The organism is Ruegeria sp. CDSC085, assembly GCF_059610465.1.
Window position 1 is genome coordinate 243,855 of sequence record NZ_JBXWNR010000004.1, and the last position, 26,984, is coordinate 270,838.

Genomic DNA, 26,984 nt, shown 5'->3' on the forward strand with positions numbered 1-26,984 from the left:
GCGCTGATGCTGAATGGAATACGTATTGTCGAAATCGAAGGGCTGGGCCCCGGCCCGTTTGCCGCCATGCAGCTTGCTGATCTGGGCGCCGACGTCATCACGATCCATCGCAAAGGCCAGACTGTAACCCCGGGCATGCCGAACCGCTCGCTTCTGGACCGCGGCAAACGATCTATCGCACTTGATCTGAAGGACACTGACGATCTGGCGACCGCCCGCCGCCTGATTGACACGGCAGACGCACTGATCGAAGGCTTCCGCCCCGGCGTGATGGAAAAGCTGGGTCTTGGCCCGGATCTTTGCCTGACCCGCAACCCGAAACTGATATATGGTCGCATGACAGGCTGGGGGCAGGATGGTCCATTGGCTGACACAGCCGGACATGACTTGAATTACATCGCTTTGTCCGGCGCGCTCTGGTACGCCTCTCTTCCTGATCAGCCGCCTCAAACCCCGGCCACTTTGGTCGGTGATATTGGCGGAGGAGCCATGTATCTCGTCACGGGCATCCTGGCAGGCTTGATCAACGCGCAAAGAACCGGAAAAGGCACCGTGGTTGACGCCGCCATCTACGACGGCTCGGCCCATATGATGAACCTTCTTATGACCATGCGCCAAACCGGAAACCTGTCTGAAACCCGCGGCCAAAGCCTGTTGGACGGCCCGCATTGGAGCCGAACTTACACCTGCGCAGACGGCGGATTTGTTTCGGTCCAATGCCTCGAACCGAAATTCTACGCCCGATTCCTGGAAATTCTGGACTTGTCCCATGACCCGGCGTTCCAGCAACAATACACCCGCAAACTCTGGCCGGACCTGACCCGGCGCCTGGCAGAAGTCTTCGCGTCCAGGCCGCGCGAACATTGGGCCAAACTGTTCGACAGGTCAGACGCCTGCGTCGCCCCGGTTCTCAGTCCCGATGAGGCCGCAACCCATCCGATGAATACTGCTCGTCTATCCTGGCGCGAGACAGACGGAACCCTGCAGGCCGCCGCCGCCCCGCGCTTCTCCACACACCAATGGCATCCGAAACCCAGCCCGGCGCGCGGACAACACACCGCCGAGATCCTGAACGAACTCCGAGACCCCAAAAGCGCCTGACCCACTCTTCATCTGGCCGGAAATATCCCGGGGGTGAATTGGCCAGCGGCCAAGAGGGGGCTGGCCCCCTCCCACGCACCCTATCCGCCGCGCACCGTGTCGATCATCAGCTGAACATTCTCAGGATCTGCATCTGGTGTGATTCCATGCCCAAGGTTGAAGATGTGCGGCCCCTTGGAAAACGCCTCAACGATGCGCCGGGTTTCATCCACCAGCGCCTGACCACCTGTCACCATATGCGATGAGGCAAGGTTGCCTTGCACACAGCCATCAACCTGTACTTTCTCAGCAGCCCATTCAGGCGACACGGAATTGTCCAGCGCCACGCAATCCACGCCGGTCGACTTTGCAAACCCTATGTACCCGTCGCCTGCTTCCCGCGGAAATCCAATCACAGGGATACCGGGGTGGCGTTCCTTGATGGCTTGCGTGATCACCCGGCACGGCTCGACCGCGTATTTGCGGAAAGCTTCGCCGTTCAAAGACCCCGCCCAACTGTCAAATATCTTGACCACCTCGGCCCCGGCGTCGATCTGAGCGGACAGATATTCAATCGTTGCCGCGGTTATGCGATCCAACAGCGCCTCGAACAAAGCAGTATTACCTTCGCGCAGCGCATGGGCGGGACCCTGATCCGGCGTGCCGCGCCCTGCAATCATGTACGTGGCCACAGTCCACGGCGCGCCTGCGAATCCGATCAAGGAGGTTTCGGACGGCAATTCTCGCGACAGAATGCGCACCGTTTCGTACACGGGTGACAATGTATCATGAATCGCGTCAACCGGTTTCAACGCGTCAAACTCGGACTGTTTCGTGATGGTCGACAAACGCGGGCCTTCGCCGGTCACGAACCAAAGGTCAGCGCCCAGCGCCTGTGGCACCAGCAGAATATCGGCAAACAGGATCGCCGCATCAAACCCGTAGCGCCGAATTGGTTGCAAGGTGACTTCTGCTGCCAGTTCCGGGTTATAGCACAAAGACAGGAAATCCCCGGCCTGGGCACGTGTGGCCCGGTATTCCGGTAGATACCGGCCCGCCTGACGCATCATCCAGATCGGCGGCACATTCTGCACCTCACCCGCCAGCGCCCGCAGCAGTTTCTTTGTCTCGGCCATGTTCGCCCCCAGCATTCAGGTTTTGGCAACGGGTCGTCCTTCGGCGGCAATTTGTCAAGCTCAGCCCCCATTGTCAGGGCAATGTGACGCGACTAAAGCTGTGCACATGACTTTGACTCTGCCCACCCCCGCATCGCCCCTCAGAATCGGCACCCGTGGTTCGCCACTGGCTCTGGCTCAGGCCTACGAAACGCGCCAGCGCCTGAGCGATGCGTTCGATCTGCCACAGGATGCGTTCGAGATCGTAGTGATCAAGACGACCGGCGACAATCGCGCCATGATCGACGCGGATCGACCGCTGAAGGAAATCGGCAACAAGGGCCTGTTCACCAAAGAAATCGAAGAGGCGATGCTGCGCGCCGAGATCGACATCGCCGTGCATTCAACAAAGGACATGCCGGTTGAACAACCCGAAGGGCTGGTTCTGGGCACGTTCCTGCCGCGCGAGGATGTGCGCGACGCTTTTATCTCTCCGCGATTGGGCTCGATCCACGATCTGCCCGAGGGGGCCGTGGTGGGCACCTCGTCTTTACGACGCGGTGCGCAGTTGCTGAACCGGAGACCGGATCTGAAAGTAGTCGAGTTTCGCGGAAACGTGCAGACACGGCTGAAAAAGCTGGAAGACGGAGTTGCCGATTGCACGTTTCTGGCGATGGCAGGCATTCGCCGTTTGGGGATGGATGAGGTTCCGGCCAGCGCCATCTCTCCTGACGATATGCTGCCGGCGATCGCGCAGGGTACCATCGGCATAGAACGGCGCAGCAACGACATGCGCGCAGCCGAAATGCTGGAAGCGATTCATCACACGGAAACGGGATGGCGCCTGGCGGCCGAACGCACATTGCTGGCCGCGCTGGACGGGTCCTGCGAAACCCCGATCGCCGGCCTTGCCGAACTGGACGGCGACACCCTAAGGTTGCGAGGCGAAGTGCTGCGCCCGGACGGAACGGAAACCGCCAGCAGAGATATGACCGGCCCCGTCGAAGATGGGCCTGAAATGGCCCGCGCGATGGCGGCAGAACTGCTTGAACAGGCAGGACCTGATCTATTCGATTGGAAAAATTCAAAATAAATTTGCTCAGTGTGAACTTGATCACTGTAGCAGGCGGCGCGATCAGGCATTAATGGGACATACCGAAGAGGAAGTCGGGTCAGTCTCGAAAGTATCGAAAAGATTTCAGATTGCCGGTGTTTTAATCAGTATTCGAGGGGGCGAGACTGACCCCCGGCTTCCAAAGGTAGCGGGTCGCTGTTGGGTTCAACAGCGACCCGTTTACGTTGTACCCGACCCGCGTTCAGGAAATTGCTTCGACAGCGTGACGAACGGCCTCTCTGGTCTGTTCCAGATCCGCTTCGGTAACCGCCAGCGACGGGTACAGTTTGCCCGGAGCTTTGAATATCCCATGCGCCCGCAACGTTGCATTGTAAGTGGCGTTGCGCTTCGGGTCATCATGGTTTGCGCTGCGATAATCCCGACATTCGGCCTTGGTGAAATAAATGTCGAACAAGGTCTCATCGCCGCAGATGCGATGGGCAATGCCTGCCTCATTCAAAGCGTTCGATTGCATCTGTTGCAACTGCCTCCCAATCGAGCGCAGGTGTTCATAGGTGCCTTCGCGCCGCAAAACCTCCATCGTCTTCAACCCCGCAGCTGAGGCAACGGGGTTGCCGGACAAAGTACCCAACTGCATCAGCCAGCCCTCTTCTCCGACTTTCGATTTGTCGAAGTGCGTCATGATCTCGGCACTGGCGCCCAGCGCAGCCAGAGGAAAGCCACCACCGGTGATCTTGCCAAGCGTGCAGATATCCGGGGTCACTCCGTATCGCTCTTGTGCACCGCCGTAAGCCAGTCGGAACCCGGTGACGATCTCATCAAAAATAAGCAGAACACCAAATTTGTCGCATAACGCCCGCAAGCCATGCAAATACCCCGGCTCGGGCGGGATGATCCGCTGCAAGGGTTCGACCATGATCGCAGCGATATCATCATGTTCGTCAAGCAGCGCTGCCACCGCCTTAAGATCATTGAAAGGCGCGATCAGCATCTGCTCGGCCACACTTTCGGGGATACCGGCACTGTCGGGAACGGCCTGAGGGAAATTGACCCGGCGGCTGGGGGCCAGGCTCATCTGTGCCTCGGCGCTCATACCGTGATACCCCCCTTCAAACTTGAGGATCTTGTCGCGCCCGGTGTAGGCGCGCGCCAGCCGCATGGCGTACATGTCTGCCTCGCCCCCAGAGGCAACGAAACGCACCTGCTCGCAACAGGGAACGGCTTCGATGATGGCCTCGGCGAGTTCGATGCCCTTGCTGTTGTTGGCGAAGAAGGTCAGGCCCTTGGGCAGCTGCTCCAGCACCGCTTCCATCACCTCGGGGTGGCCATGGCCCAGCAGCATCGGGCCGGACCCGATCAGATAGTCGATATATTCGTTTCCATCCTCGTCCCAGACACGGCTGCCCTCGCCACGGGCGATGATGATGCCCGGATCGAAGTTGCCGAAACCACCGGCAGGCAGAACTTCGTTTGCGCGCGCTATCCACTCCGACTGCGTTTGGACTTTCAGCATCTCAATCAATCTCCAAAATCGGGGAGCCAAGAATTTCGAGGTCAGGTGCAACACCTAAACCCGGACCTTCAGGCGGGGCAATCCGGCCATTTTCACGTTTTGGTGCATCCGGGCAAATACGTGGCGCAACGTAAGAAGAAAGATCGCATGTGTTCATCAGCGACCCCCGCGGCGTGGAAGCGGCAAAATGCAGCGAGGCCGCCGTTACGATATCTGACCCCCATGTGCATTCTGCGCAAATCTCGGCGCCCAGCTGAACGGTCAGATCGCGCGCACGGCGCATCGCTGACAGGCCACCGAATTTCGACAGCTTCAACGCAACCGCATCCATGCACCCCAATTCATGCGCCCGCATCAGTGACGCAAGATCAAAGGCGTTTTCGTCGATCTTCATGGGCAGACCCGTCGACTGACAGACAGCAGCACAGGCTTCCAGTGTTTTACAGGGCTGTTCCAGCATCACATCCAGATGTGCCACCGCGCGCCCGGTTCGCGTTGCCTGAAGGCGCGATGCCCCGCAGTTCCAGTCGCCATACACAAGCGGCCCAGGTCCCACGGCCTCGCGCACTTTGATCAGCCGCTCGGCATCGGCCTGCCAATCGCCCTCGACTCCCAGCTTGACCTGAAACTGGCGAATCCCGGTTTGGAAAGCCGCCTTGGCAATTCTGGCCATCTCGTCCGGCGCAATGCAGGTGATCGAATGATAGAGCGGCATATCCGCCCGTGTTCGCCCGCCCAGCAATGCGTAAACCGGCACCCCCGCCGCGCGGCCGAACAGATCCCACAGCGCAATGTCCACGATCGATTTCGCGTAGCTGTGGCCTTGCAGAAACCCGTCCAGCTTTCGCATCGGCGCATCGACCCCAATCGGAGAAATCCCGAGAATCTCGGGGCCCATTTCAGCAACGGCCCCCGGTACGCCATCCGCATAGGCTGGCAGATAATGCGGGATCGGGCAGACCTCACCCCAACCCGTCAGACCTGTATCCGTCTCAAGGCGCAGGATATGAGACGTCACGGTCGCACAGGTCTTGCCGTCAGCCATGTGGTAGGTTTCATGGCTGGTCAGTTCGATGGACCAGAGCGTTAGCTTGTCAATCCTCAAGCATATTCTCCTACTGGATCACCCAATTTGGCTTCATCAGGATGCACGCCAAGCCCCGGCGCTTCGGGCAGATGCAGATGGCCATCGACATTGCGAGGCCCACGGCCGTCTGCAACATCAACCGTGATCATGTCCTGACAGGCCCAGACCGCGTGGCAATGGTCATCCGGGATCGTGGCGGCCAGATGCAGCGCTTCGGTATCGGCCAGAACCGTTCCGCCGGTGGCCATCACGAACATGTCTATCCCATGGGCCAGCGCGATATCCCGTATCCGCGCGGCCTTGGTCAGGCCACCCACGCGATTCAGCTTGATCCCGAATATCTGGGCCAGACCATCGCGGGCAATCCGGGCGGCATCCTGCAAGGTCACAAGGGACTCGTCCACAGACACCGGAGACGCATGAAGCCCCGAGATCGCCGCGATATCATCCAGTGTTTCACAGGGTTGCTCGAACATCACGTTCAGGTCTTCGCAGGCGCTCATCACCCGCAAGGCCTGCTGGCGCGTCCAGCCACGGTTGACATCATACAGAACAATCTCTCCGGGCTGCCGGATGCTTTCGACATCCCGCACACGGGCAATGTCCCGCTCGACATCACCGCCGATCTTCACCGAATGGGCGATATAGCCGCGCTTGCGATACCGCTCCATGACGTCGCGTGTTTCCTCGACGGTTTTCGCCCCGACCGAGGACGCAATCGGGCGCGGTGTCCGCGATCCGCCGCCCATCAGATCGGCAATCGGCAGACCCGCTGCCTGCCCAGCAATATCCCAGCAGGCCATATCTATGGGGCTTTTGGCATAGAGGTGTCCGGGCAAGGCAATATCCATGGCCCGTTCCACGTCCAAAACCCGACGCGGATCAAGGCCGAGGATGAAGGGGGCCATCGTTTCGATCCCGGCCCGGATGCCTGGCCCGTGCGCGGGTACATAGGTGTGCCCCCAGGGCGTGCCCTCGCCCCAGCCGACCAGACCGGTATCGGTTTCGAGCTTGACCAGCGTCGCATCAAGCCTTTCGAACTTCAGGCGACCCCCGGACAGCCAATATGGATGCTCAAGCGGCAAATCGACCTGAAAAACGGTAATGGTTTCAATCTTCATAAAGCATACTCCGCCACGGGTGCGCCGAGGCTTTCAAAATCAGGGGTTACACCCAATCCCGGCGTATTGGTTGCATAAAGCTTTCCGTCTTTCACGACAGGACCGCCGACGCCCGTAGATCGCGTGTTGTAGTTCATCAGATCCGTGGTGTTCTGCAGGTATTCAGGCGGGGTCGATGCCGCGAAATGGGCGACAACCGAAGACGTGATCTCTCCACCCCAAGTGTCTTCGCTGACCACAGGGATGCGGTTGTCGATCAGGTAGTCTCGTACCCGCCGGGCCTTGCTGATGCCGCCAAGGTTTGAAATCTTGAGACAACAAATCTCTGCCCCCCGGTCCGCGACGATACGCTGAGCCATGTGGATCCCGGTCACGCATTCATCTAGCTTCAGTGGCTGCTCGGCAATCCGGCGCACTTGCTGGCATTCCTCATACGTGCGGCAGGGTTGCTCCAGAATGAAATCCAGATCCCGGGTCTCGCGTGCCACGCGGATCGCATCGTCTACGCGCCAGCCCTGATTGGCATCGGCCATGGCTTTCTCGCCGGGTTTCAGCAACGGTACAGTGGTGCGTATCCGGTCAATGTCACTGGCCCAGTCACCTCCCACTTTGACCTGAAATTGCTGATAACCCTGTTCCCGGTACTGGTCCATCTCGGCCACGGTGTCCTCTACCGCTTTCTGCGGCGCGACCCGGTACATTGGCGCGCCATTAGTCAGCTTACCGCCCAACAGCATCCAGACCGGCTGATCACACTCCTGACCCAGTATATCCCAGCACGCCGCATCGAACGGGGCCTTGGCATAGCCATGCCCTTGTACCAGATGGTCCATCAGGTGCTCGATCCGCCCCACCTGACGCGGATCTTCGCCCAGCAGCTTGCCAGCGACAAGTCGCGCCAGCGCAGTCACACCTTCGGAATGGGCCATCATGTAGTTTTCGCCACAGGGGGTGAACTCACCACATCCCTGCAAACCCGCGTCAGTGTCGACTACCACAACCGAGGCTGTCGCTGTTTGAATTGCATTGCCCGCACCCCAGACATACGTGCCGCCGACATAGGGAAGCCCGGTCTGGTAGATTCGGATGCGGGTGATTTTCATGCTGCGTCCATTCTGGGCAAGTCGCCCATCCCCTCGCCGCGCCACAGGACAAAGGTCAGGATCGGTTGGTCCGTCGTGGTCATGGCGTGGCTTTGCCAGCTTTTGTGCTGCCGTATCTGGTTCGGGCCAACGAAGGTTTCATCCTCGTCGCTCCGAAAAACCGCTCCGCCCGCCAAGGTCAGATACAGCTCTTCCGCCTGATGGCTGTGCCAGTCATAGTCCAATCCAGCGCCCCAATATCCCACGTAGCCGCGCAATTGGGTCGAGTGGAAATGCCCGGTCGGTCCGAACAGTTCGTAATACCCATACCGATTCAGGAAATCCGCGCCGACTTCCTCTTCGGTGTATGTGTGTTTCCAGTGCGCCAGACGCGCACTGGCCTGGATCGCCGCGACCAGATCACGGGTTGGCGCCACGCCATCAAGGCCAAAATCGCCCGCCAGATCGGTCGCCGGTATGTGCGCAGGCTGCAAACTCGTCGGTGTCAGATCGTCCGGCCATGATGCAAACGCGGCAAGGTCAGGATGCGCCTGATGCAATTGGCGGGCCGCCTCGAGAACATCATCCAGCATCATGGGATCACCACAATATTGCCAGTGTGCTGTTTGGCGATAAAGGCGGCTTGCGCTTCCCGCAGCTCTTCCAAGGGGTAGGTCGCAGCCAGCGCCGGTTTGATCTCACCCGCTTCGATGTATTTCACTAGGTTATGCATAACCTGCGGGTCAATCACGGTCGAACCGGTGAAAGTCAGATCGCGCAGATAGAAGGTCCGCAGGTCGAGCTCGACCATCGGGCCTGCAATGGCCCCCGAACAGGTGTAGCGCCCGCCGCGCTCCAGTACGTCGATCAGGTTCGGCCAGTAAGGGCCACCTACCACATCGGCGACCACCGTGATCCTCTCGCCGCCCAGCGCCGACCGCAGGTCTTCAGGTGCGCGGGGCAAAACCAGATCAGGGCCAAGGTCGGCCACGTCGGCGTGTTTGGATTCGGATGCCATCGCAATCACACGCGCGCCTCGGCGTTTGGCCAATTGAACCAAAGCACCACCCACCCCGCCCGAGGCACCGGGTACAAGAACGGTGTCTTTTTCCGTCAAATTGGCACGCGACAGCATCCCTTCGGCAGTAGAGTAAGAACAGGAAAAGGTCGCAAGCTCGGCATCCGACAGTTCCGAAGCAATCGGCACCGCATTGACCGCCAGAGTCGTGGTATATTCGGCGAACCCGCCATCGCGTTCTGAGCCGAAGTAACCTGTCTTGTTCATGTTGCCAGGATCAGCCGGATCTCGCAGCCAGCCATCCGTGATAACACGCTCGCCGATACGGGCGCTGTCAACGCCTTCGCCAACGGCCACGATATGCCCACAGACATCTGCGCCCTGAATGCGCGGGAAGGTAATCGGATTGCCGCCCCAGGTGGGGTCTTTTTCACCCACCTCATCGAACGCGCCACCTGTCGTCGCATCCGTGACGGTCTTGGAATACCAGCCGGATCGCGTATTGACGTCGGTATTGTTCAGGCCACAGGCTGCGACCCTGATCAGCACTTCACCAGCCGCGGGTTCGGGGCGCGGCCAGTCTTCCTGCATCATCATCTGGTCCAGTCCACCGTGGCCCATTGTGACCATGGCTCTCATCGTATCGGGCAGTCTCATCATGCGGTCTCCAGTATGGCGTCACTGCGGGGCAGCAAACTGTCGGGATCGTAGGCAGGTTCACCCAGAACACGGGCGGCGCGGGGTTGGCCATGGATCACGACCTCCAGCTCTGTCCCGGCTTTGGCCGCTTCGGGCTTGAGGTAAGCAAAGGCCAGGATTTTGCCGACGGTGTGGCCATAAGCGACCGACGCTGTGGACCCGACGACGCGCCCGTCCAGCAGCACCGCCTCTCCACCATGCCCATCAATCTCTCCATCCGGTTCAATTGAAAGATAGGCACAGATCCAGGGCAGATCGGTGTTGAGCGTCTTGTCCTTGCCCAGATATTCCTTGTCGGTGCGCGCAAAACGCAGCACGTCGGCCTCGGCCAGAGTGACCTCGTTGGTCAGCTCTCCTGCGCCTTTGAAACCCTTTTCCATTCGCATCACGTTCATGGCGAAGCTGCCGTAGTCGGCGATGCCATACGCCTCGCCTGCGGCCCAAAGCGCGTTGTAGACGTCGATGCAGGCGGTGTTGGGCATGTGCAGCTCCCAGCCCAGTTCCCCGGCATAGGACATGCGGAAAGCCCAGACCTTGTGACCGGCGATGTTGATTTCCTGCGCGGAAAGCCAGCGGAACCTAGCATTGGTCAGATCGGCATCGGTGCAGCGCGCCAGCACATCCCGCGATCGGGGACCGTTCAGCGACAGGGCCGACCAGTCTGCGGACAGGGCAGTTACCTGCACATCGTCATCCGCGCATTGCTGTGCCAGATGATCCAGCAGGCGTTGTTCAAAGAAGGCGGCACAGACCAGATAGAAGCGGTCGTCGGCCATGCGTACAATCGTGGTCTCCAATTCGATACGGCCGCGACGGTTCAGCATGTGGGTCAGTGTGATCGAACCAACCTTCTGAGGCATTCGGTTTGCGGTCAGCCTGTCAAGCAGGGCATAGGCACCCGGCCCCGAAACTTCAACCTTGGTGAAGGCGGTGACGTCCATGACGCCGACGCTCTCGCGCACCGCCTTCACTTCGGTCGCCACCATGTCGTCGGCAGGCGTGCGGCAGAAGGAATAATGGTCGCGCTGTTCCACACCGTCGCGGGCGAACCATCGGGGGCGTTCAAAACCATACACTTCTTCATGCACCGCGCCCTTGGATTTCAGCAGCTCATAGAGCGGCGACGGCTTGATCGGTCGCCCGGCCAGACGGTTGAAATGCGGAAAGGGGATTTCGTGGCGCAGGCAGTAATCTTCCTCGGCCTTGATCACCTGCCAATCCTTCGTGGCATAGCTGCCGAACCGGCGCGGATCGAATTCGCGCATCGAGATATCGGCGGCACCATGCACCATCCACCGCGCCAGTTCGCGGGTCAGACCCGGCCCCCAGCCGATGCCGATCTGCGTCCCGCAGCAGCACCAATAGTTCCGAACACCCGGCGCTGGTCCGATCAGAGGGTTGCCATCCGGCGGGTGCGAGATCGCCCCGTGAACGTCGCGCTGAATGCCAAGCTCGGCAAAGATCGGCATCCGGTTCAGGCTTTCCTCAAGCCACGGCATCACCCGGTCGTAGTCCGCGTCGAATAGCCAGTTCTCGTATTCCCACGGGCAATAGTCATGCCAGACCGAGTTCGGGTTCTCTTTTTCGTAAATCCCGATCAGACCGCGCTGCTGTTCCATCCGGATATAGCCCGAGACCTTGCGGTCATCACGGATCACCGGCAATTCGGTGTCCAGGTTCTGGAATTCCGGCACCGGTTCTGTCACGAAATAATGGTGCGTCATCGAGGTCATCGGCAGTTGCAGCCCCGACCACTCGCCCATTTGCCTTGCATAGGTTCCGCCTGCGTTCACTACATGCTCGCAGGTGATTGTGCCGTTCTCGGTTTCAACAACCCACTCACCGTTCCCGGCCTGCGTGATGTTGGTGGCGCGGCAGCTACGGAAGATGCAGACGCCCTTCTGACGCGCGCCGGTCGCCATCGCCATCGTCACATTGGTCGGGTCCACATGGCCGTCATCCGGCGTATGAAGCGCGCCCAGAACGCCATCGAGATTGTAGAATGGATGCAGTTCAGCCACCTTTTCGTGGCCGACAAGCTCGATATTGAAGCCCAGCGACCGACCAACCGACAAGGTGTGGCGCAGCCAGTCCATCTCATCCTGGGTATAGGCCAGACGGAACGAACCGCAGCCGTGCCATGTGACGGGTTGGCCGGTTTCAGCTTCCAACCGGCCGGAATACAGCCCGATGTTGTAATCCACGCACTTGCCCAGTCCAAAGCTGGAGGTCGAATGCGTGATCTGTCCCGCTGCATGCCAGGTGCTGCCGCTGGTCAACTCGGCCTTCTCCAGCAGGACGGTATCACCGCCCCATCCTTCATGCGCCAGATGATAGGCCAGACCGACCCCCATCACGCCGCCTCCGACAATGACCACGCGGGCGTGTGACGGCAGTTCGTTCCCGGACATGATTTTTCCTCTTCCCGAGTCGCGTTTCTGCTCGACAGGCTAATTCCACAGATGTACCATCGTCAATCATGAATGACACAAATGTATCATCAACTGTTCTGGATCGCCTGTCCGAAGAATGGGACGCCCTGACGCCCGAGGCGCAGAAGGCCGCGCGCTACGTGCTGGAAAACCCAACGGACGTTGGGGTTTCTACTGTGCGCGAGATTGCCGAGGCCGCCAGAGTAAAACCGAACACCTTCGTGCGAATGGCCCAGCAGGTGGGGTTCGAAGGCTACGAAGATTTCCGTGCCCCGTTCCGGGATGCGATCCGGCAGGGACGTGTGTCATTTCCGGATCGCGCCCGCTGGTTGCAGGACATCGGCAAGTCAGGGGAACTGGGCGGCCTCTACGCCGATATGATCGGCTCCGCGATCCGCAATATTGAAGAGACCTTTGCCGGGATCGACGCCGCAAAGCTGAAGGCCGCGGCCGAGGATATCTGGAATTGTCGCCAGATTTTCACGCTGGGTGTAGGCGTCAACAATTCGAACGCGCGAAACTTCACCTATCTGGCCTCAACCGGCATGAAGCAGTTTCACGCCATCCCGCGTCCCGGCTCGACCCCGGTGGATGATCTGGCCTGGGCCGATGAGCAGGACGTGCTGATCGCGATCACGTGCCACCCCTATCGCACCGAAGTCATCGAGGCGATCAAGCTGGCCCGACAACAGGGTCTGACCGTCATTGGTATTTCCGACAGTCCGGCCAGCCCGGTGATCCTGAATGCTCATCACGGCTTTGTCGTTGCAGCCGACACGCCGCAGTTTTTTCCGTCATCCGTCTCGACCATCGCCTTGTTGGAAACACTGCTGTCCTTCGTGATCGCCGTGTCCAGCGATGAGATCGTCGAGAGGGTGGAACGGTTTCACCAACGCAGACACCAACTTGGCCTCTACGCGGAGGAGCCCGAATGAACGCACCCCTGACCCACTCACTGGACGCGCGATACTATACCGACCCTGCGATTTTCGAGCAGGAAATACAGGGGCTTCTGGCCCGAACGTGGCAGTTTGCGGGCCATGTCGCGCAGGTCCGGGAAACGGGGGATTACTTTGCGTTTGAGATCGCCGGCCAGAACCTGTTCTGCATTCGCGGCCGCGACGGCGAAATCCGCACCTTCTATAACGTCTGCCAGCACCGCGCGCATGAAATGGTCACCGGCGCGGGCAACACGCGTGTCGTCGTCTGCCCCTACCACGCCTGGACTTATGAGCTGTCCGGTCAATTGCGCGCCGGACCCAACATCAAATCCGTCCCCGGGTTCTACCGCAGCGCCATTTGCCTGACCTCGGTGCGCACCGAAGTGTTCAATGGTTTCATTTTCGTTAATCTCGATGACAACGCCGCCCCGATGGATGAATGGTACCCCGGCGTGCGCGAGGAAATCCGCGCCTTTGTCCCGCAAATCGACGATCTGGAACCGCTGGAATGGGTCGAGATTCCCGAAAACTGCAACTGGAAAGTCAGTATCGAGAACTATTCGGAATGCTACCATTGCCCGACCAATCACCCGACCTTTGCCGAAGGTGTGGTCAAGCCCGAGACCTATGACATTCAGCCGGACGCGGGTGGCGGCTATGTGTTGCGTCACACGACGGAATGCCAAAGCCTCGACAAGATGACCTACCCCATCGACCTGTCGGTACCCCACGCAGGCGATTATCAGTCATGGTTTCTGTGGCCGATGTTCTCGTTCCAGTGTTATCCCGGCAATGTGCTGAACACCTATCACTGGCGCGCGGTTGATGCCGATCACTGCACCGTCTGGCGCGGTTGGTACACCGAAGGCGGCTCGGACAGCGCAGTTATCCGGCAACTGGCGGTCCAGGATCGCGAAACGACGGTCGAGGAAGACATCCGCCTTGTGGAATCCGTTCATCGCGGGCTCAAGTCGCGGGGCTATCGCCCCGGACCGCTTGTTCTGGATCCGGGCTGCGGGGTGATGTCGGAACATTCCATTGCGCGACTTCAGCAATGGATGCGCGAGGCTGTGGATTAGTGGCCGAGGTCGCACGCTGATGCTGATGCCTGAAGTCTGGCGCCCGGAACACAAACTGTTCCCCCATCAGGTCGGGTTCACCTGCCCGCCGTTCGACTTTGACGCCGCGCCCTCGGATTTCCTGCGCATGTGCCCCGAAACCGTGGGCGTTCACGGGTGGATGCTGCACGTGCCAGACTACGTGCACGGATTGGATCAGCGGAGACAGAACTTTGGCATGCTCGAAGACTTCGTGCACTGCATGTCCCGCAACGGTGTGGATGTCTGCGGTCAGGTCGGTTCGAATTGGGTCCATGCCTGCGGGCTGGGCGTGGAAGGCGTTCGGCAACACTGCGAAGACCTGTCAGACAAATATGGCACGCGCTTTCACATGGCCGGATATGCCATGGTCGAGGCACTGCGTGACCTGAATGTCGAAAAGGTTGCCCTGAACGCCGCCTATCATTGGCCGGAATGGTGGCAGGGCACGGCCGGCTTCTTGAAGGAAGCCGGGTTTGATGTGGTCTGGGCCGGGAATTTCCACGATCAGGGCTGGTTCGGCAGTCAGGAAGAGGTCAATTCCTGTCGCTGGGTCTTTGACGGCGATCTGGCACTGAAAAGCTTTGAATATGTGGCCGACAAGGCACCCCGGGCCGAAGCGATCTTGATCAATGGCATGTGCAATTTCCGTACCGGGCCCGGTGGCTTGCCGCAGCGCCCACTGCATCTGGCCGATACCCTTGAAGATGCGCTGGGCAAACCGGTGATTGGTCATGACATCGCGCTTTACTGGCGTGTCTTCAAATCCCTCGGTATCGCACCCGGTACACCGCACGGGCAATTGCTGAAACGTCTTTAGTTATTCGAGAGGCCATGACCATGCACACAATCCTCGCGCTCTGGGCCGTACCAAGGTCCACGTCAACCGCGTTCGAGTGGATGATGCGGCAACGCGGTGATCTCGACTGCCTGCACGAGCCCTTCGGCGAGGCGTGGTATCAGGGTGAAGACCCGCTTTGGCATCGGTTCCAACCAGGGGACGTGACAACGCCAGGCCTGACATTGGACAGCGTGTGGCTGGACATACAACAGCGGGCAAAACGGGGGCCGGTCTTCCTCAAGGACTTTCCGCATTACATCAACCACATGTGGGATGCCGAGTTGCTGTCGCATTTCACCCACGCCTTCCTGATCCGGGACCCGGCCAAGACCATCACTTCGATGTACAAGCAATGGCCGGACTTTGCCGAAGGCGAGGTTGGCTTTCCCGAACAGCGTGCCCTGTTCGATCTGTTGACCGCACTGAACGGAACTCCGCCGCCGGTCATTGACAGCGATGACCTGCTGGAAGACCCACACGGCATGACCCGGGCCTTCTGTGACGCGGTGGGAATCCCATTCATCCAAGAGGCGCTGACATGGGAACCGGGCGGTGATCCGTCCGCCCTCAGTTGGTGGGACGGCGGGTCGTTCCATGGCAACCTCGTGAAATCGACCGGGCTTGCGCCGCAGACACGCACGCATATCGAAATCGCGGACGCGCCAGACCGTGTGAAACAGGTGCACCGCAGGATGAAACCGCATTACGATCACCTTTACAAACACCGCCTGACACACTGACACACCGGAGACCCGCAATGGCCGACATTTTCGACGAAGACCTGTTTCTGAAAGGACTGGAGCAAAGGAAGAACACGCTGGGCGCAGAGTATGTGGAGAAAAACCTTGCTGCCGCCGACGACTTCACCCGCCCGTTTCAGGAAGCCATGACGGCCTGGTGCTGGGGGTTTGGGTGGGGCGACGACGTGATTGACGCCAAGACCCGGTCGATGATGAACCTTTCGATGATCGGTGCGCTGGGAAAGATGCATGAATGGGAAATCCACTGCCGGGGCGCCATCAACAACGGAGTGTCAAAGGAAGAAATCCGCGCCATCATCCACGTGATCGGGATTTATTGCGGCGTCCCTCAAGCGCTGGAGTGTTTTCGCGTGGCCCGCAAGGTGCTGGACGAAACCTGACGACCCGTCACAGACCAGCCGCCGACAAGAGCCGCGCGCCTTCTTCGTAGTGTCGCCTGTTCTTGAAACAGCCGGGCCAGGCCCAGCGCTCGGCGGTAAAGCCCGGCTGCAATTCCAGAATCTGTCGGGCATGTCGACGCGCCAGGGAATGGTTCCCGGCGGCGGCGGACAGCATGCACAGCACGACCCTGGGACGAACGCGTCCGGGGTCAACCCGCAACACGTTATGGGCATGCTGCCACGCGGCCTTGTCCCCGGTTATCATCATTGCAATTGCCAGGTTTGCTTCGATCCAAATAGGGGGATGCGGCGTCAATGCCAGCGCTTTCTTGCAGACCGAAACGCCTTCTTCAGCCCTGTCATCATACACCAACAGGATGCCGTAATATCCCAACAATTCCGGGCTTCCGCTGAAACGTTCCACGACGGCTAGCATCAAGCTGCAAGCCTCTGACGTGTTGCCAGCAACACTGTGGGTGAAGGCATGGAGGGCCGAGCAGTACGGGTCCGTTGGGTTCAGATTGCACAGCTTCTTGCATTCGGCCTCTACCATTGCCAGCGTCTCGGTCGGGTTTGCATCCATGCCTAGGCGGATCATGTCCAAATGACAGAAACCGATCGCGACACGTGCCGGAAGGTATCCCGGGTCAAACTCCAGACAGGCGCGATATTGACGGATGGCATCCTGCAACCCGTCTTCTGTTGCCTGACTTTCCAGAATGCGGGCCTTCTGGAACGCCGACCAAGCCTCGGTCGATGTGGCACGACCTGACCAGATTTCTGACCAATACCCGTCGCGCAATCGCAGTTGGAGCGCCTCGACGACCTTCATGGCGATTTCTTCGACCGCGTCGAATGTTTCCTTTGCGCGAAAGCGGAACCGCTGTGTCCACTGGCAAACCTGATCCGCGGTTGACGTCAGTTGAGCGGCCACCCGCAGGCCTTCTGCGCCGACCACACTGCCGCTGAGAACATAGCCTTCAACCGGGCCTTCCTGCCTGCGCGCGTCACGAAGCTCGATCACGTCGGACATTGTGCCCAGAAGAAACATGAGCTCGTCTCGTATGGAGGATGCAGCGATGCTGATATCCGGCGTTTCCCCGACAACTTCAAAAGGCTCTACAACAACCGCTGGACGCAAACGCCCCCAATGCACCGGCAAACCGCGGCCCGCCAGAACCGGACCGTCTGACTCTGTATCGATGTCCCAATAAGCCTGCCGCTCAACCGTCAGCCATGCCTCGAACTCGGGGTCGGCAACGTCCAACCCTTCCAGCAACTCAGCGCGGTCTGAACTGAGCTGCTCGTCAAACAGATCAACCTCGACTGCTGCCAGATTGATCGACACCGTTTCACGGGTTACTTCAAGAAAATCAACTTTATGCTTGGAAAAGTGTTTGCTGAGAACACTAAGCTCTTTGCGCAACGACGCCGCGCCTTGTGCGGGCGAACTCTCGCTCCAGAGCTTGTCCTGCAACCAAGCCCTGCTGCGTATCGCGTTTTTCGACAGGAGCACCAAAGCAAGAAGAGCTTTCGCTTTGGTGCCCCGAGGCGTTACATCCTGACCGTCGTCGCAAATAATCTGAAACGGTCCGGTCAAAAAAACCTTGGTTCTTGCCTCAGTCACTAACGGCCCTCAAAAGCGTTCGGGGGTTGTCGTTAACCGCTGCATCCAAAAATGACGATACCGCCCATCGCTTCATAGGCAAGTTTGCAGCACCATGACTCGTGATCGGGGTTCGGATCCGGCTTTTTGTCACTCAGGTCCGGAACAACGATATGAACCAGATCCTTGGTGTCATAGACAAACCTGACCTCTGGGTTACCACTGTCCGCCAGGATTTCTTGAATTTTGCGTTCCGCCGCATCCTGATCATCTTGCGACCCAAGTGCACGACCGCGCGCGGCATTCAGAACTTCACACCCCAAGTCTTTCAATGAATAATTCGGGTTGATTGTCAAACGAGCCATGTAAAATCTCCTTCTCAAACAACAATGCCCATTTGTATACCCCGTTACATGCTTATCCGGAAACGAAAATGACCGACACGTTGATTGAACGCGCTGAAACTGCTCGGCTAATTTCCGAACCCTCGTTTGCCGAATTCCCCAAGGGTGCGCCAATCCACGCGGCTTTTCGCTTGATCGAGCTGCGCAATGGGACTCTGCCCCCCAAGGGCGGGATGGGCCATCGCGTGTCTTTCGGCACCGGCCGCACACCGGAGGAGGCGGCGCGGCTGGCCGGGTTTGAGGCGATTGAGCGCTATGCCTTGCAATACAGTACCGAAGCACCACAAACCCGCGAAAGCCTGATCGCGTCGGATGGTGCATCCCATGGGATGTCAACCGAAGCGCTTGCACTGGGTGTTCCGGGCAGCGACGGAACGGTCACTTCGAAAGGTGCCGCTGCCGGTCCAACACACGAAGCCGCCGCCCTTTGGGCGGCGCTGGAGTGTTTGGAACACGCTCTTGGATCACACGGATTTGACCATCTGGTGCCGGAGACTGCACTGCCCCACGATTTGACGCAGTGGCTGAATGTTCAACTGCGGCAACTGAGCATTCACACCCTCGAAGTCCCGGGCATCGGCCTTCTGCTGCGCGCGGTTTGCGCAGACGCGGATGGCGGCAGGCCCACCTATGGATCGGCGCTTTCCGCAAATCTGGCGCAGGGCGTCTGGCACGCAGCATCCGAGGCGGTAGTGTCCTGGCGCAACATGGTGATGCTTGATCATAACGGCGTGACGGATCACGGCATGGATGCCGAGCAGGCACGTTTATTCCGGCTTTATCGCGGCGCGCTAAATGACCGGCCCACGGCTCCGACAGAGTTGTTCGACGTTCAGGCGTGGAAGACCCCGAACCCGTCGCTGACGACTGTATTAACGGCCGCAAGCTGTGCATTCGGTCGTCCGGTTGCGATTTTTGATATGACGGCACCTGAAATCCCGCTGCCAGTGGTCAAAGCCGTGCCAGTCTGAGCACCTGTCAGGATCCGTCTTTACGAAAGCGCGTCGTGTTGCGGTTGGTCCCTGCTTCGCAACGATCCGCGAATTCCGAGAGCTGCCTGCAACGCTGGGTCTCGGGCAAGCCGCAGACAAACCGTCCCGGGTCAACATGCGGGATTTCAACAAATTCGACACGGGTGATCACGCGTGGTTTGGCGGCAACTGTGATCATGGGTCCAACCTCGATCAGACTGGCGAGTGTATAGCCCGAGACCGGGCGCGCCGATGTGCCTGTTCCCAGCATAATATCGTCCAGAAACCGGGGATCATCGTCGGCAGGCCCGAAGTCAAGGCGCATGGGCATTCCAGGTGCGCCGCGCCGGAACCGGACCCAGTCCAGAGGCACCTTGTGCTCGCCCAAGAACAGTTCTGACGTTTGGAACGCCCGAAAATAAAGCCCAAGCGGATCAGAGAATGCCATTGCCTTGCCTGTAGGTGACTTACCACCTTTTCCCACGGCCAGTTCGAGCGTATCGCTCGCCAAACAGACCCCGGCATGCCGGCAGTACAGATCTTTCCGGTTCGCGAAATCAAGCACTTCTTCGGGTCGGGCACGCCGCCTGCTATCGCCATTCTTAACGACGTAAGGGAACGAGAATAAGTGCATGGTCTGGATCAGATCGGTCAATCTGTTCGTATCCTTGGCCAGAAACAAAACATGCTGGATATTCAATGGATGTTCCGGCGGATGCGCGTAATCCGTACCCACCAGCCTTTTGTGAAAGAGGGCCGCGCGCTCGGAAACATCCATCGACGTCCATACCGACCGCGAGACTTCAAACAGGTCCTTGCAGGAGTAGAAGCGCCCGGACGCCGATGCGACCACCGACAGGAAGTGATCGAGATCGAAGACCGCCATGGTTCGCCACCATTCCATCAACTCGGTGGTGGCCACAAAACGCTTCGGACGCATTCTGCCGCCGGCATCGGGTCGCATTACCAGCGCGTATTCAAGGTATTCGTTGTGCAGTTCAACCCTGCTGGACCAGCCTTGGTCTGACAGGCGAGCTGCCAGTTCATCGCCCAGACAATCCCGCGGCTCTCGTGGACTGGCGCGCCATCTGAACCGATTCGATGGCTGGCCCGCCTCGATGTCACGCGGATCCATGACCAGAAAAGGGCTGACGCCTTGCCTTTCAAAAGTGTTCTGAATGCTTGAATTCCACGCTGACAGGGCAGCGTCGTTCGCGCGCTGATCGGCAAGTCCAGGCGATTGAAATACAGACATCAACGAACACCGTTGGGCATCAGAAATACAAGAATGGAAAGTCAGAGGCCTATGCCCGCGCGGTTTCATTTCCAATGGGAGGGTCCCGGCGGGTGACGAATACGGGAGCATCATGAAAAACGACCTGTCATGGGGCGGGCACCTTCATCCTGCCCAGCCCGCCTGTTCAGGCAAATGACGGGTCCACCAAAGTTCAGGCGTACTGTTCGCGATATGAATTTCACTACCGGAGGAGCGACCGCTGACGATGCTGAGGCGATCTCCATCAAACGTTTCGAGCGACATTTTCGCGGTGCCCCGGAAGTTCGCCATATGCTCGGCCAAAATGCCGACGGCAACGCGTTCACCCATTCGGACACTGTCGAAGTAGTCGCTGTAGAAATGAACCCCTGCAAAACTGCGCCCGATCGCGATATTCGCAGCCAATTTGTTCAGTTCGCCATTCAGCGTCAGTTTCTCTGAGCTGTCGTCTGGTCGCTCAGAATCAATCAGTGTTTTGCCGCCTGCAGCCGGAACAAAAACGCGCGGCATACCCGCCTCGGCCAAAGACACCCGGGACCCGTCCGGCGCATGGGTCCGGAAAAACCCCTTGAGCAATGTGACGCACGCCCCGGCAACTGCCCCATGCGCCGCGCCGTAGGACGGGTGCATAGGTGAGCCTTCTGGATACGCAATTGGCAACAGCAAGTTGCAATCGATTTTCGGCAGCCCATTATGAGACACCGCGTTGTGCGCGAACCGCCTGATGGACGGTGCAGCGGCAATGGCGTCCATCAGACTGAAGTCTTCGCTGGCGACGCTTTCCAATTTCTCCAGATGCGCTGCGGCAAACGGCTCGGCTGTTCCAAGCACCGCGCCATGACCATTCGCCACCAGAGTAGCAATATTGCCTAGCTTTTCAGGGCGGGCACGGTTGTGCACCTGAAAGGTCTGGCGTCGCACGGCCCGCAACGCCCTGGTCGCAGTTTCCGCCAGCATTGACAGCACATGGGTCCCGCCCCAATCAGCCTTGGCACCATTCGCGCAGGAATGCCCGCCCTCAGGCAGACCGTCATCTGCGTCAACACCTCGGCCCAACATCAACAGGCAAGCGTTGAAAAAAGCCTGATAGATCGTGTCAAAATGTACATAGGTTGCAAGGTCACGCGGCGTTTCAATGAATTTCGGGCCACTCGTCTCAAAGGCTTGTTCGCCGGCTGTGTCTGCCCCGTTCTGAACATCCAGCCATTCGGCCCAGTCCCGCAAATAATCCACGCCAACAGCCTGAGGAGCAACCCTTTGGTCAAGCCGCAATGCACCAAATGGCATTGCCCCTGATGCCGTTGTTTTTGCCAACCGCTGCCCTTGCGCATGCGCTTGGTCTGACGTCAGCGTGTCATGCCCCTGTAAAAGGAACTGCGACACGTATGGCCCTTCCAAGCAGCCTTGGCTCGAGCCGCGGAACAAGGTTCGGGAAGACAGACCCTGGCCATCTCGAACCCGGCGTGCCGAAGGTACTTTACCGATCTCGGCGCCGTTGGCGTCCTTTGGACAACCGTCTTCACGGAACCACTCCAACTTGCCAAGGGCGCCTACCACTTTGTCGGATACCTCGGCACCCTCTCGAATGGTTTCAAACGGCACATCCCGCAAATAGGCCATCGCATAGAGTTCAGCCATTTCTGCTGCAAGTTCATCTGATCCAAGCCTGGGTGCCGGAGCGATACCCAAAACGCCGGCATCCAAACCATTCAGGCCCAACCGGTGACCCAGGATTGGCCCTTCCCACGCACGCCATCTAAATTCACCACCCTCTGATGGCGTGGTGCGGAAGGGCCCGGAATAGGCTGGAGTATCAAACAGCGTCAGCCTGTTTCCATAATTGTCGGTGCAGGTAGGGTCAGCCACTTCTTCCAGAAATTCGGTATAAACCTGCGCGTCAACAATACCATTTTCGTCATGCCGCAAGCCCTTCGAAAAGCTCGTGGGCCAAATCCCGGCAAACAAATCTGTTTCGCCGTTATGTTCTTCGGCCGCCCTCTCTCGGATTCCAACCGGCGCGTTCGAATGACACCGATCCCGGCCCAATCCTTGGATACGCGTCTCGAGGCCCTGCCAGGGTTCAGATGGAACAGTATGTTGCGGCATGTTGTTCTCCCGATCTACGGAACAACGATTCGCATGAAGCCGTTACCGGATCGTGACCGGTAATTCGGAAAGGGTTTTTCTTGTTCTGAAACACCTTAAGACGGTCTTACGATTAAGGAGACTCGCGGCACAGAAGCTATGCGCGACCGTTGCCCTCTAATCTTTCGGGAAGATGCAATACCTAGTGCAAATAGGCATCAAGGGCTCTGACAGCTTCGACCTGCGCACACCGGACAGAATGAAAAAGAATGTTGAGTGGCGGAGCGGACGGGACCAGAGTCGAACGTTCTCTGGCTGATAAGTCACTGTTATCGATTGTTTGGATTCATTTGTAGGGGCCAATTGGAGAGGAAGCGACTGTCGAACCAATCAGACCTTCGACGATCCACGACAATTCTGCTGCATGGCCGGAGCGGTCCTGCTCTGGAGCCAAACCAAACTTTCGGGCGTATTCCCCAAGAACTGTGCAGAACTCCAAAATTCGACCGCGAATGTGATCTCGGATCTCTTTGCCTTCGCGCTGGCGGAGCTCGAAGGTGAAACGACTTGTCGTAAATCTCATGGCGCACGAGAATTGGCAGAAAGGAAGAAGCCCGGGGAAAATAACGGGCAAGACACTTCGGCGGCAAAAGGAGAAGATGATGACCAGACAGGAAGGGGGCTGCCTTTGCGGCAGCATTCGCTATGCGGTATCGGCACCGCCAAGCCGAGTCACGATCTGCCACTGCCGGTTCTGCCAGAAGGCGACCGGCTCGGCCTACATGGTCGAACCGATTTTCGACGAGGCGGCGCTGGAGATCCTGACCGGGACGCCCAAGGTCTATGACCAGGTCTCGGCCGGGTCGGGCAAGACCGTCCATATCCATTTCTGCGCCGATTGCGGCACAAGGCTGTGGCTGAGTTTCGAACGCTTCCCCGGCGCGATCGGCATCTATGCCGGCACGTTCGATTACCCCTGCTGGTTCCCGATCGAACCGGAAACGTCCAAGCACATCTTCCTTGGTGTCGCCCGTGTCGACACGGTCATCCCGCCCGGCCTGCCGGCCTTTGTCGAACATGCGATGACGAATGACGGTCAACCGCAGAACGCGACGATATTCGAGAGCTGCCATGTCATCGGCAGCCATTGATCAGCCCCATCGCCTCGACAGGCGAGGCGCGCCTTCCGGCAGCGGGTGACGCGATGCGAAGCCTGCTCTATACCTCCGGGTCCCCCTTCGCGCGTGGCGTGCGGATCCTGCTTGACGAACTCGGGCTCGACTATGACCGAAACGAGGCGCTTTCGGCCCCCCGGGGCCGACGATCCGGCCTCGGCGCCCACCCTGCAGGTGCCCATCCTTCGGGACGGTGCGGTCACGCGTTTTGGAAAACGGGCTGATCGCCGAATACCTGCTGCAAACCTATCCTGAAAGACCGGCGGCAACTCCGTCACTGGCCGCTCTGGCCTACCGGCCCAAGCCCCTCTGGCGCGACAAGATGATCCTGGCCACCATCCAGACCTTCGGCACCGCGGCAACGACGATTTCCCAGATGACCTGACCGGGGTTCGGGTCAGCGACAACAGCCACCTGGCGCGATCGGCCGAAAAGCTCCATCACATTCTGGCAAGGCTCGAGAAGCAGATCGGCGCGCCCGCCGAGGGTTTCCTGCCCGGAAGTGTCTCTATCCAGGGCATCTTTCTTGCCGCTCATGTCCATTTCATTCAGGCACGGCCGCTGGACATCGACGTCGGGCTCGAAAGGTTCGCCAAGATCGCGGCCCTGCTGGACCGGCTCGACGAGCGAGAAAGCTTCGAAGCCAATCCCGTCTGGTGGTGGACACCCGTCGTAACCGGATACGAACCCGACGGCACACCGGTTTTGGGCGACAGCGTCTGCCCCGAAGGGTGCGGCGCCGGCCCGTATCCGAAGCAGCTTGTGCATCACTCCACAGGGGGCAGGCGTTCTGATCCGAGCCGAGTTGCCGCAGGGTCCGAACGAGGGATCGCGCCTGGCCGCGAGGGCGGCGAGTGACATTATGACAATCTTAACTATCTGTCTTTAAACAGAATTTCAGAAAGGCCGTTCCCGCACATTGAACCGGGTCGCATGCCCGCGCGCCCAGACGAGTCAGTGCAGCCAGCCTCCTTCGGCTGGGTGGCAGAAGAAATGTCACGTATGGAATGTTCGGTTCCCGGCGCGCGAATTCAAGCGCCTGCCGGGTGATGCACGCGCCAAGGCCAAAGTCCTGCGGGCGCAGGACCAGACCAAAATCCCACTCGGAACCTTCCTTCTGGAAGCCACCCCAGCCGACATAGCGTTCCCCGGCGAAAAAGGCCCAGTGGCAGAGACTGTCACGCGCCCAGCAGGCCTCCTTGGCGGCGACGAAGGCGCGTGCGTCCGTTTCGCCCCAAGGGCCTTTCAGCAAGGGCATGTGCTCGCGCAGGCGCGGGTCCGACATATGCGCAACGAGATCGGCGATTGCGACCTCGGTCAGGCGACCAAAGCGTATGTCGTGGGAAAGGCTCATGTCGACAACCCGGCCTTCGATCCCCCTCGGTCATCCAGCGCGCTTTCGCGACGGCGCAGGAAAGCCGCAAGCAACGTGTGGTAGTCCGATGACACGACGTCGCGGACTGATGGACGCGCCGCCAGTGTCGCGCGCCATTGCGACACCTTCGCAAGCCCGCCGAACACACCGAAATTCGCGATGCGGTCGAAAGTATCGAAGTATCGGAAGACCGGCGCAAAGACGGTGTCAACTAGGCTGAACCGTGCGCCCGCAAACCACGGGCCATCGCCAAGCTGATCCTCCAGTAGCCGGAAACGCGCGTGCAGTCTGCCGGCCGTGGCCTCCAGCGTTGCGTCGTCGCGGGCCGAATAGAACCCGGCGATGTCGCCCAGGCATTCCGAACCTAAGCTGATCCAGGCGCGATGGCGCACTCGGTCGATCGGGTCGGCCGGGTGCAGGGGATTGGGCCGGGTCTCTTCGAGATATTCCAGGATCGCGGCGGATTCGAATAGCGCCGCATCGCCCACCTTCAGCACCGGCGTCCGCCCGATCGGCGAGATCTCGAGGAACCAGCCGGGTTTGTCGGCAAGGTCCACAGTCACGCGGTCATGGGCGATGCCCTTTTCCGCCAAGGCTATAGCGATGCGCTGGACATATGGGCAGAGCGCATGGCTGACCAGCGTCAGGTTTTCGGTCATGATAGCAGCCTCGTGATTCAACCGGTTCATGGCAGTTTACCTGCATGAACCAGGTATTTCAGTGGTTGGATTCGGATCGGACGACCACCTTGCCCTGCATCTGCGGGTGAAAGGTGCAGAGGTAAGGGTGTTCGCCCGGCTGGTCGAAGGTGATCGCGGCGCGGGTGTCGCGCGTCATCTCGCCGGTGTCCCAGGAGCTGTCCGCCGCTGTGGCGGTGTGGGGTGCTGGATCGTCATTGATCCAGACAACGGTGTCGCCCATCGCGATCTCGACCAGTGCCGGTTCGAACGCAAATCGGGAAATACGGACCTCGACCACGTGTGGGCCGTCGTGGGCTAGCACGCGTGGGGCCGACCCGGCCAGGGCGAGCGCACAGCCCAGGCCCCGGCCAAAGTCACGTCGCGTCAGCCGATGCATGACAGACTCGCAACCATCCGTTCGGCGTGCTGCTCATGCACACGGAAGGTGACAAGCGCATCCTCTAGCAGTGCCTTCAGGGGTTCGACCGTGACCGTCGGGATGAAGCTTTCGGCGACGGTTTGGTTGACGACCTGATGATAGCCCAGCTCGTTCGTCGCATAGGCGCAATCGAAGGCCTTCCCGCTGAGCGCCATCAGCTCCGCACGCTTGGCCTCGGCACCCTCTACAAGAGCTTGGGAAAGGGCGTTGTCCTGCGGGGTCACGTTCAGTTCGGCGATTAGCGCGCCCGCAGCCTCGTTCACCGCCGAATGGTCACGGATCATCGTCAGCGCAAACTCTCGCACCGACTCGTTCTCGGAAATCGCCAGCGCCAAATGGGCATAGCGGATGTCGAGACCGCCGGCGGTGTAGGCGGTGTGGGCGATCTCGAGGTCGTTCATCGGCTCCGCGGCATGGGCAGCGAGACCGCCGCTGGCAAGGGCAAGGCCGAGGGCAAGGGTCATAGTCTTCATCGGTCATTCTCCGTTTCGTGGTTTCGGTTCCTCCGATCTGCCCGAGGATCTCCGACGTTTGAATGCTGCCAAGTCCGCATTCCATGCTCGATCGTCCGAAGAACTGGACAATCATGGAAACCATGTTAGACCTGCTCAGCGATATCCTCACCCGCTTGTCGCTGCTCGGCACGCTCTAGTTCCGCACCAGCTTCACCGATCCCCAGGGGGTGCGCGTGCCGGCCTTCCGCGACGTGGCGCGCTTTCATTTCGCGCATC

General features: G+C 59.5%; 27 protein-coding genes. 9 read left to right on the top strand and 18 right to left on the bottom strand.

Annotated elements, in window-relative coordinates; all coding sequences use genetic code 11:
• Positions 1-6 precede the first annotated feature (6 nt).
• Positions 7-1,101 carry a CaiB/BaiF CoA transferase family protein gene (locus AC2FJB_RS09160; RefSeq protein ID WP_496717889.1) on the top strand — a complete coding sequence of 365 codons (1,095 nt, stop codon included), beginning with the start codon at positions 7-9 and terminating at the stop codon, positions 1,099-1,101.
• Positions 1,102-1,181: 80 nt separating this feature from the next.
• On the opposite strand, the gene hemE is transcribed toward AC2FJB_RS09160, so the two are convergent.
• On the bottom strand, positions 1,182-2,216 hold the full coding sequence (hemE, locus tag AC2FJB_RS09165; RefSeq protein WP_496717888.1) for a uroporphyrinogen decarboxylase: 1,035 nt from the start codon (positions 2,214-2,216) through the stop codon (positions 1,182-1,184).
• 106 nt (positions 2,217-2,322) lie between these two features.
• Between hemE and hemC the strand changes: the two genes are divergently transcribed.
• The gene (gene hemC / locus AC2FJB_RS09170; RefSeq protein ID WP_496717886.1) at positions 2,323-3,288 is read left to right on the top strand and encodes a hydroxymethylbilane synthase; all 966 of its coding nucleotides are present in this window, start codon (positions 2,323-2,325) and stop codon (positions 3,286-3,288) included.
• A 223-nt stretch (positions 3,289-3,511) separates the two neighbouring features.
• On the opposite strand, the gene AC2FJB_RS09175 is transcribed toward hemC, so the two are convergent.
• From AC2FJB_RS09175 to AC2FJB_RS09205, 7 genes are read right to left on the bottom strand one after another with little or no spacing between them, the layout of a single operon-like run.
• Complete coding sequence (locus AC2FJB_RS09175; protein WP_496717884.1) at positions 3,512-4,783, bottom strand: aspartate aminotransferase family protein; 1,272 nt, start codon at positions 4,781-4,783, stop codon at positions 3,512-3,514.
• 1 nt (position 4,784) lies between these two features.
• Positions 4,785-5,888, bottom strand: coding sequence for a mandelate racemase/muconate lactonizing enzyme family protein (locus tag AC2FJB_RS09180; RefSeq protein WP_496717882.1), 1,104 nt, complete (start codon positions 5,886-5,888; stop codon positions 4,785-4,787).
• Positions 5,885-6,991 carry a mandelate racemase/muconate lactonizing enzyme family protein gene (locus AC2FJB_RS09185; protein ID WP_496717881.1) on the bottom strand — a complete coding sequence of 369 codons (1,107 nt, stop codon included), beginning with the start codon at positions 6,989-6,991 and terminating at the stop codon, positions 5,885-5,887. The genes AC2FJB_RS09180 and AC2FJB_RS09185 overlap by 4 nt, the downstream gene beginning before the upstream one ends.
• A complete protein-coding gene (locus AC2FJB_RS09190; protein ID WP_496717879.1) occupies positions 6,988-8,094 on the bottom strand; it encodes a mandelate racemase/muconate lactonizing enzyme family protein in 1,107 nt (368 codons plus the stop codon). Before AC2FJB_RS09190 ends, AC2FJB_RS09185 begins: the two co-directional genes overlap by 4 nt.
• A complete protein-coding gene (locus tag AC2FJB_RS09195) occupies positions 8,091-8,669 on the bottom strand; it encodes a dimethylsulfonioproprionate lyase family protein (RefSeq protein ID WP_496717878.1) in 579 nt (192 codons plus the stop codon). The genes AC2FJB_RS09190 and AC2FJB_RS09195 overlap by 4 nt, the downstream gene beginning before the upstream one ends.
• A complete protein-coding gene (locus AC2FJB_RS09200; protein WP_496717877.1) occupies positions 8,666-9,748 on the bottom strand; it encodes an alcohol dehydrogenase family protein in 1,083 nt (360 codons plus the stop codon). The genes AC2FJB_RS09195 and AC2FJB_RS09200 overlap by 4 nt, the downstream gene beginning before the upstream one ends.
• The gene (locus AC2FJB_RS09205; RefSeq protein WP_496717875.1) at positions 9,748-12,201 is read right to left on the bottom strand and encodes an FAD-dependent oxidoreductase; all 2,454 of its coding nucleotides are present in this window, start codon (positions 12,199-12,201) and stop codon (positions 9,748-9,750) included. Before AC2FJB_RS09205 ends, AC2FJB_RS09200 begins: the two co-directional genes overlap by 1 nt.
• A 68-nt stretch (positions 12,202-12,269) precedes the next feature.
• On the opposite strand from AC2FJB_RS09205, the gene AC2FJB_RS09210 reads away from it, so the two are divergent.
• From AC2FJB_RS09210 to AC2FJB_RS09230, 5 genes are read left to right on the top strand one after another with little or no spacing between them, the layout of a single operon-like run.
• Positions 12,270-13,157: a MurR/RpiR family transcriptional regulator gene (locus AC2FJB_RS09210; protein WP_117870585.1), complete on the top strand. Its 888-nt coding sequence runs from the start codon at positions 12,270-12,272 to the stop codon at positions 13,155-13,157.
• Positions 13,154-14,242, top strand: coding sequence for an aromatic ring-hydroxylating oxygenase subunit alpha (locus AC2FJB_RS09215; protein ID WP_117870587.1), 1,089 nt, complete (start codon positions 13,154-13,156; stop codon positions 14,240-14,242). The genes AC2FJB_RS09210 and AC2FJB_RS09215 overlap by 4 nt, the downstream gene beginning before the upstream one ends.
• A gap of 19 nt (positions 14,243-14,261) precedes the next feature.
• A complete protein-coding gene (locus tag AC2FJB_RS09220) occupies positions 14,262-15,080 on the top strand; it encodes an aspartate racemase/maleate isomerase family protein (protein WP_117870589.1) in 819 nt (272 codons plus the stop codon).
• Between the two features lie 14 nt (positions 15,081-15,094).
• The gene (locus AC2FJB_RS09225) at positions 15,095-15,841 is read left to right on the top strand and encodes a sulfotransferase-like domain-containing protein (RefSeq protein WP_496818184.1); all 747 of its coding nucleotides are present in this window, start codon (positions 15,095-15,097) and stop codon (positions 15,839-15,841) included.
• A 17-nt stretch (positions 15,842-15,858) separates the two neighbouring features.
• Entirely contained in the window at positions 15,859-16,242 is a 384-nt protein-coding gene (locus AC2FJB_RS09230; protein WP_299644568.1) for a carboxymuconolactone decarboxylase family protein, read from the top strand.
• Between the two features lie 7 nt (positions 16,243-16,249).
• Here the strand turns inward: AC2FJB_RS09230 and AC2FJB_RS09235 are convergent, their stop codons facing one another.
• Together AC2FJB_RS09235 and AC2FJB_RS09240 are read right to left on the bottom strand one after the other, a co-directional pair.
• Positions 16,250-17,869 (bottom strand): hypothetical protein, encoded by a 1,620-nt coding sequence (locus AC2FJB_RS09235; RefSeq protein ID WP_496717872.1) that lies wholly within the window; start codon positions 17,867-17,869, stop codon positions 16,250-16,252.
• A gap of 32 nt (positions 17,870-17,901) precedes the next feature.
• A complete protein-coding gene (locus AC2FJB_RS09240; protein WP_171171326.1) occupies positions 17,902-18,213 on the bottom strand; it encodes a hypothetical protein in 312 nt (103 codons plus the stop codon).
• A gap of 68 nt (positions 18,214-18,281) precedes the next feature.
• Between AC2FJB_RS09240 and AC2FJB_RS09245 the strand changes: the two genes are divergently transcribed.
• The gene (locus tag AC2FJB_RS09245; RefSeq protein WP_496717871.1) at positions 18,282-19,223 is read left to right on the top strand and encodes a hypothetical protein; all 942 of its coding nucleotides are present in this window, start codon (positions 18,282-18,284) and stop codon (positions 19,221-19,223) included.
• A gap of 7 nt (positions 19,224-19,230) precedes the next feature.
• On the opposite strand, the gene AC2FJB_RS09250 is transcribed toward AC2FJB_RS09245, so the two are convergent.
• Together AC2FJB_RS09250 and AC2FJB_RS09255 are read right to left on the bottom strand one after the other, a co-directional pair.
• Positions 19,231-20,478: a DUF8225 domain-containing protein gene (locus AC2FJB_RS09250; RefSeq protein WP_496717870.1), complete on the bottom strand. Its 1,248-nt coding sequence runs from the start codon at positions 20,476-20,478 to the stop codon at positions 19,231-19,233.
• 144 nt (positions 20,479-20,622) lie between these two features.
• A complete protein-coding gene (locus AC2FJB_RS09255; RefSeq protein ID WP_496717869.1) occupies positions 20,623-22,605 on the bottom strand; it encodes a phosphatase PAP2 family protein in 1,983 nt (660 codons plus the stop codon).
• A 641-nt stretch (positions 22,606-23,246) separates the two neighbouring features.
• Here AC2FJB_RS09255 and AC2FJB_RS09260 point away from each other — a divergent pair.
• Positions 23,247-23,735: a GFA family protein gene (locus AC2FJB_RS09260; RefSeq protein WP_496717868.1), complete on the top strand. Its 489-nt coding sequence runs from the start codon at positions 23,247-23,249 to the stop codon at positions 23,733-23,735.
• A 315-nt stretch (positions 23,736-24,050) separates the two neighbouring features.
• On the opposite strand, the gene AC2FJB_RS09265 is transcribed toward AC2FJB_RS09260, so the two are convergent.
• From AC2FJB_RS09265 to AC2FJB_RS09290, 6 genes are all read right to left on the bottom strand, one after another.
• A complete protein-coding gene (locus tag AC2FJB_RS09265) occupies positions 24,051-24,527 on the bottom strand; it encodes a hypothetical protein (RefSeq protein WP_496717866.1) in 477 nt (158 codons plus the stop codon).
• Between the two features lie 103 nt (positions 24,528-24,630).
• Positions 24,631-25,113 carry a GNAT family N-acetyltransferase gene (locus tag AC2FJB_RS09270; RefSeq protein WP_496717865.1) on the bottom strand — a complete coding sequence of 161 codons (483 nt, stop codon included), beginning with the start codon at positions 25,111-25,113 and terminating at the stop codon, positions 24,631-24,633.
• A complete protein-coding gene (locus tag AC2FJB_RS09275) occupies positions 25,110-25,823 on the bottom strand; it encodes a glutathione S-transferase family protein (protein ID WP_496818188.1) in 714 nt (237 codons plus the stop codon). Before AC2FJB_RS09275 ends, AC2FJB_RS09270 begins: the two co-directional genes overlap by 4 nt.
• A gap of 28 nt (positions 25,824-25,851) precedes the next feature.
• Positions 25,852-26,136: a cupredoxin domain-containing protein gene (locus AC2FJB_RS09280; protein WP_496717862.1), complete on the bottom strand. Its 285-nt coding sequence runs from the start codon at positions 26,134-26,136 to the stop codon at positions 25,852-25,854.
• A 62-nt stretch (positions 26,137-26,198) separates the two neighbouring features.
• On the bottom strand, positions 26,199-26,726 hold the full coding sequence (locus AC2FJB_RS09285; RefSeq protein ID WP_299899359.1) for a DUF4142 domain-containing protein: 528 nt from the start codon (positions 26,724-26,726) through the stop codon (positions 26,199-26,201).
• A 125-nt stretch (positions 26,727-26,851) separates the two neighbouring features.
• Complete coding sequence (locus AC2FJB_RS09290; protein WP_366140776.1) at positions 26,852-26,983, bottom strand: hypothetical protein; 132 nt, start codon at positions 26,981-26,983, stop codon at positions 26,852-26,854.
• Position 26,984 lies beyond the last annotated feature (1 nt).

What these genes read in the sequence shown, in the direction of transcription:
- AC2FJB_RS09160 (WP_496717889.1), top strand. Translation starts at nt 7, where the DNA reads ATGCTGAATGGAATACGTATTGTCGAAATCGAAGGGCTGGGCCCCGGC.
- hemE (WP_496717888.1), bottom strand. Translation starts at nt 2,216, where the DNA reads ATGGCCGAGACAAAGAAACTGCTGCGGGCGCTGGCGGGTGAGGTGCAG.
- hemC (WP_496717886.1), top strand. Translation starts at nt 2,323, where the DNA reads ATGACTTTGACTCTGCCCACCCCCGCATCGCCCCTCAGAATCGGCACC.
- AC2FJB_RS09175 (WP_496717884.1), bottom strand. Translation starts at nt 4,783, where the DNA reads ATGCTGAAAGTCCAAACGCAGTCGGAGTGGATAGCGCGCGCAAACGAA.
- AC2FJB_RS09185 (WP_496717881.1), bottom strand. Translation starts at nt 6,991, where the DNA reads ATGAAGATTGAAACCATTACCGTTTTTCAGGTCGATTTGCCGCTTGAG.
- AC2FJB_RS09190 (WP_496717879.1), bottom strand. Translation starts at nt 8,094, where the DNA reads ATGAAAATCACCCGCATCCGAATCTACCAGACCGGGCTTCCCTATGTC.
- AC2FJB_RS09195 (WP_496717878.1), bottom strand. Translation starts at nt 8,669, where the DNA reads ATGATGCTGGATGATGTTCTCGAGGCGGCCCGCCAATTGCATCAGGCG.
- AC2FJB_RS09200 (WP_496717877.1), bottom strand. Translation starts at nt 9,748, where the DNA reads ATGAGACTGCCCGATACGATGAGAGCCATGGTCACAATGGGCCACGGT.
- AC2FJB_RS09205 (WP_496717875.1), bottom strand. Translation starts at nt 12,201, where the DNA reads ATGTCCGGGAACGAACTGCCGTCACACGCCCGCGTGGTCATTGTCGGA.
- AC2FJB_RS09210 (WP_117870585.1), top strand. Translation starts at nt 12,270, where the DNA reads ATGAATGACACAAATGTATCATCAACTGTTCTGGATCGCCTGTCCGAA.
- AC2FJB_RS09215 (WP_117870587.1), top strand. Translation starts at nt 13,154, where the DNA reads ATGAACGCACCCCTGACCCACTCACTGGACGCGCGATACTATACCGAC.
- AC2FJB_RS09220 (WP_117870589.1), top strand. Translation starts at nt 14,262, where the DNA reads ATGCTGATGCCTGAAGTCTGGCGCCCGGAACACAAACTGTTCCCCCAT.
- AC2FJB_RS09225 (WP_496818184.1), top strand. Translation starts at nt 15,095, where the DNA reads ATGACCATGCACACAATCCTCGCGCTCTGGGCCGTACCAAGGTCCACG.
- AC2FJB_RS09230 (WP_299644568.1), top strand. Translation starts at nt 15,859, where the DNA reads ATGGCCGACATTTTCGACGAAGACCTGTTTCTGAAAGGACTGGAGCAA.
- AC2FJB_RS09240 (WP_171171326.1), bottom strand. Translation starts at nt 18,213, where the DNA reads ATGGCTCGTTTGACAATCAACCCGAATTATTCATTGAAAGACTTGGGG.
- AC2FJB_RS09245 (WP_496717871.1), top strand. Translation starts at nt 18,282, where the DNA reads ATGACCGACACGTTGATTGAACGCGCTGAAACTGCTCGGCTAATTTCC.
- AC2FJB_RS09250 (WP_496717870.1), bottom strand. Translation starts at nt 20,478, where the DNA reads ATGTCTGTATTTCAATCGCCTGGACTTGCCGATCAGCGCGCGAACGAC.
- AC2FJB_RS09255 (WP_496717869.1), bottom strand. Translation starts at nt 22,605, where the DNA reads ATGCCGCAACATACTGTTCCATCTGAACCCTGGCAGGGCCTCGAGACG.
- AC2FJB_RS09260 (WP_496717868.1), top strand. Translation starts at nt 23,247, where the DNA reads ATGACCAGACAGGAAGGGGGCTGCCTTTGCGGCAGCATTCGCTATGCG.
- AC2FJB_RS09265 (WP_496717866.1), bottom strand. Translation starts at nt 24,527, where the DNA reads ATGCACAAGCTGCTTCGGATACGGGCCGGCGCCGCACCCTTCGGGGCA.
- AC2FJB_RS09270 (WP_496717865.1), bottom strand. Translation starts at nt 25,113, where the DNA reads ATGAGCCTTTCCCACGACATACGCTTTGGTCGCCTGACCGAGGTCGCA.
- AC2FJB_RS09275 (WP_496818188.1), bottom strand. Translation starts at nt 25,823, where the DNA reads ATGAACCGGTTGAATCACGAGGCTGCTATCATGACCGAAAACCTGACG.
- AC2FJB_RS09285 (WP_299899359.1), bottom strand. Translation starts at nt 26,726, where the DNA reads ATGAAGACTATGACCCTTGCCCTCGGCCTTGCCCTTGCCAGCGGCGGT.
- AC2FJB_RS09290 (WP_366140776.1), bottom strand. Translation starts at nt 26,983, where the DNA reads ATGCGCGAAATGAAAGCGCGCCACGTCGCGGAAGGCCGGCACGCGCAC.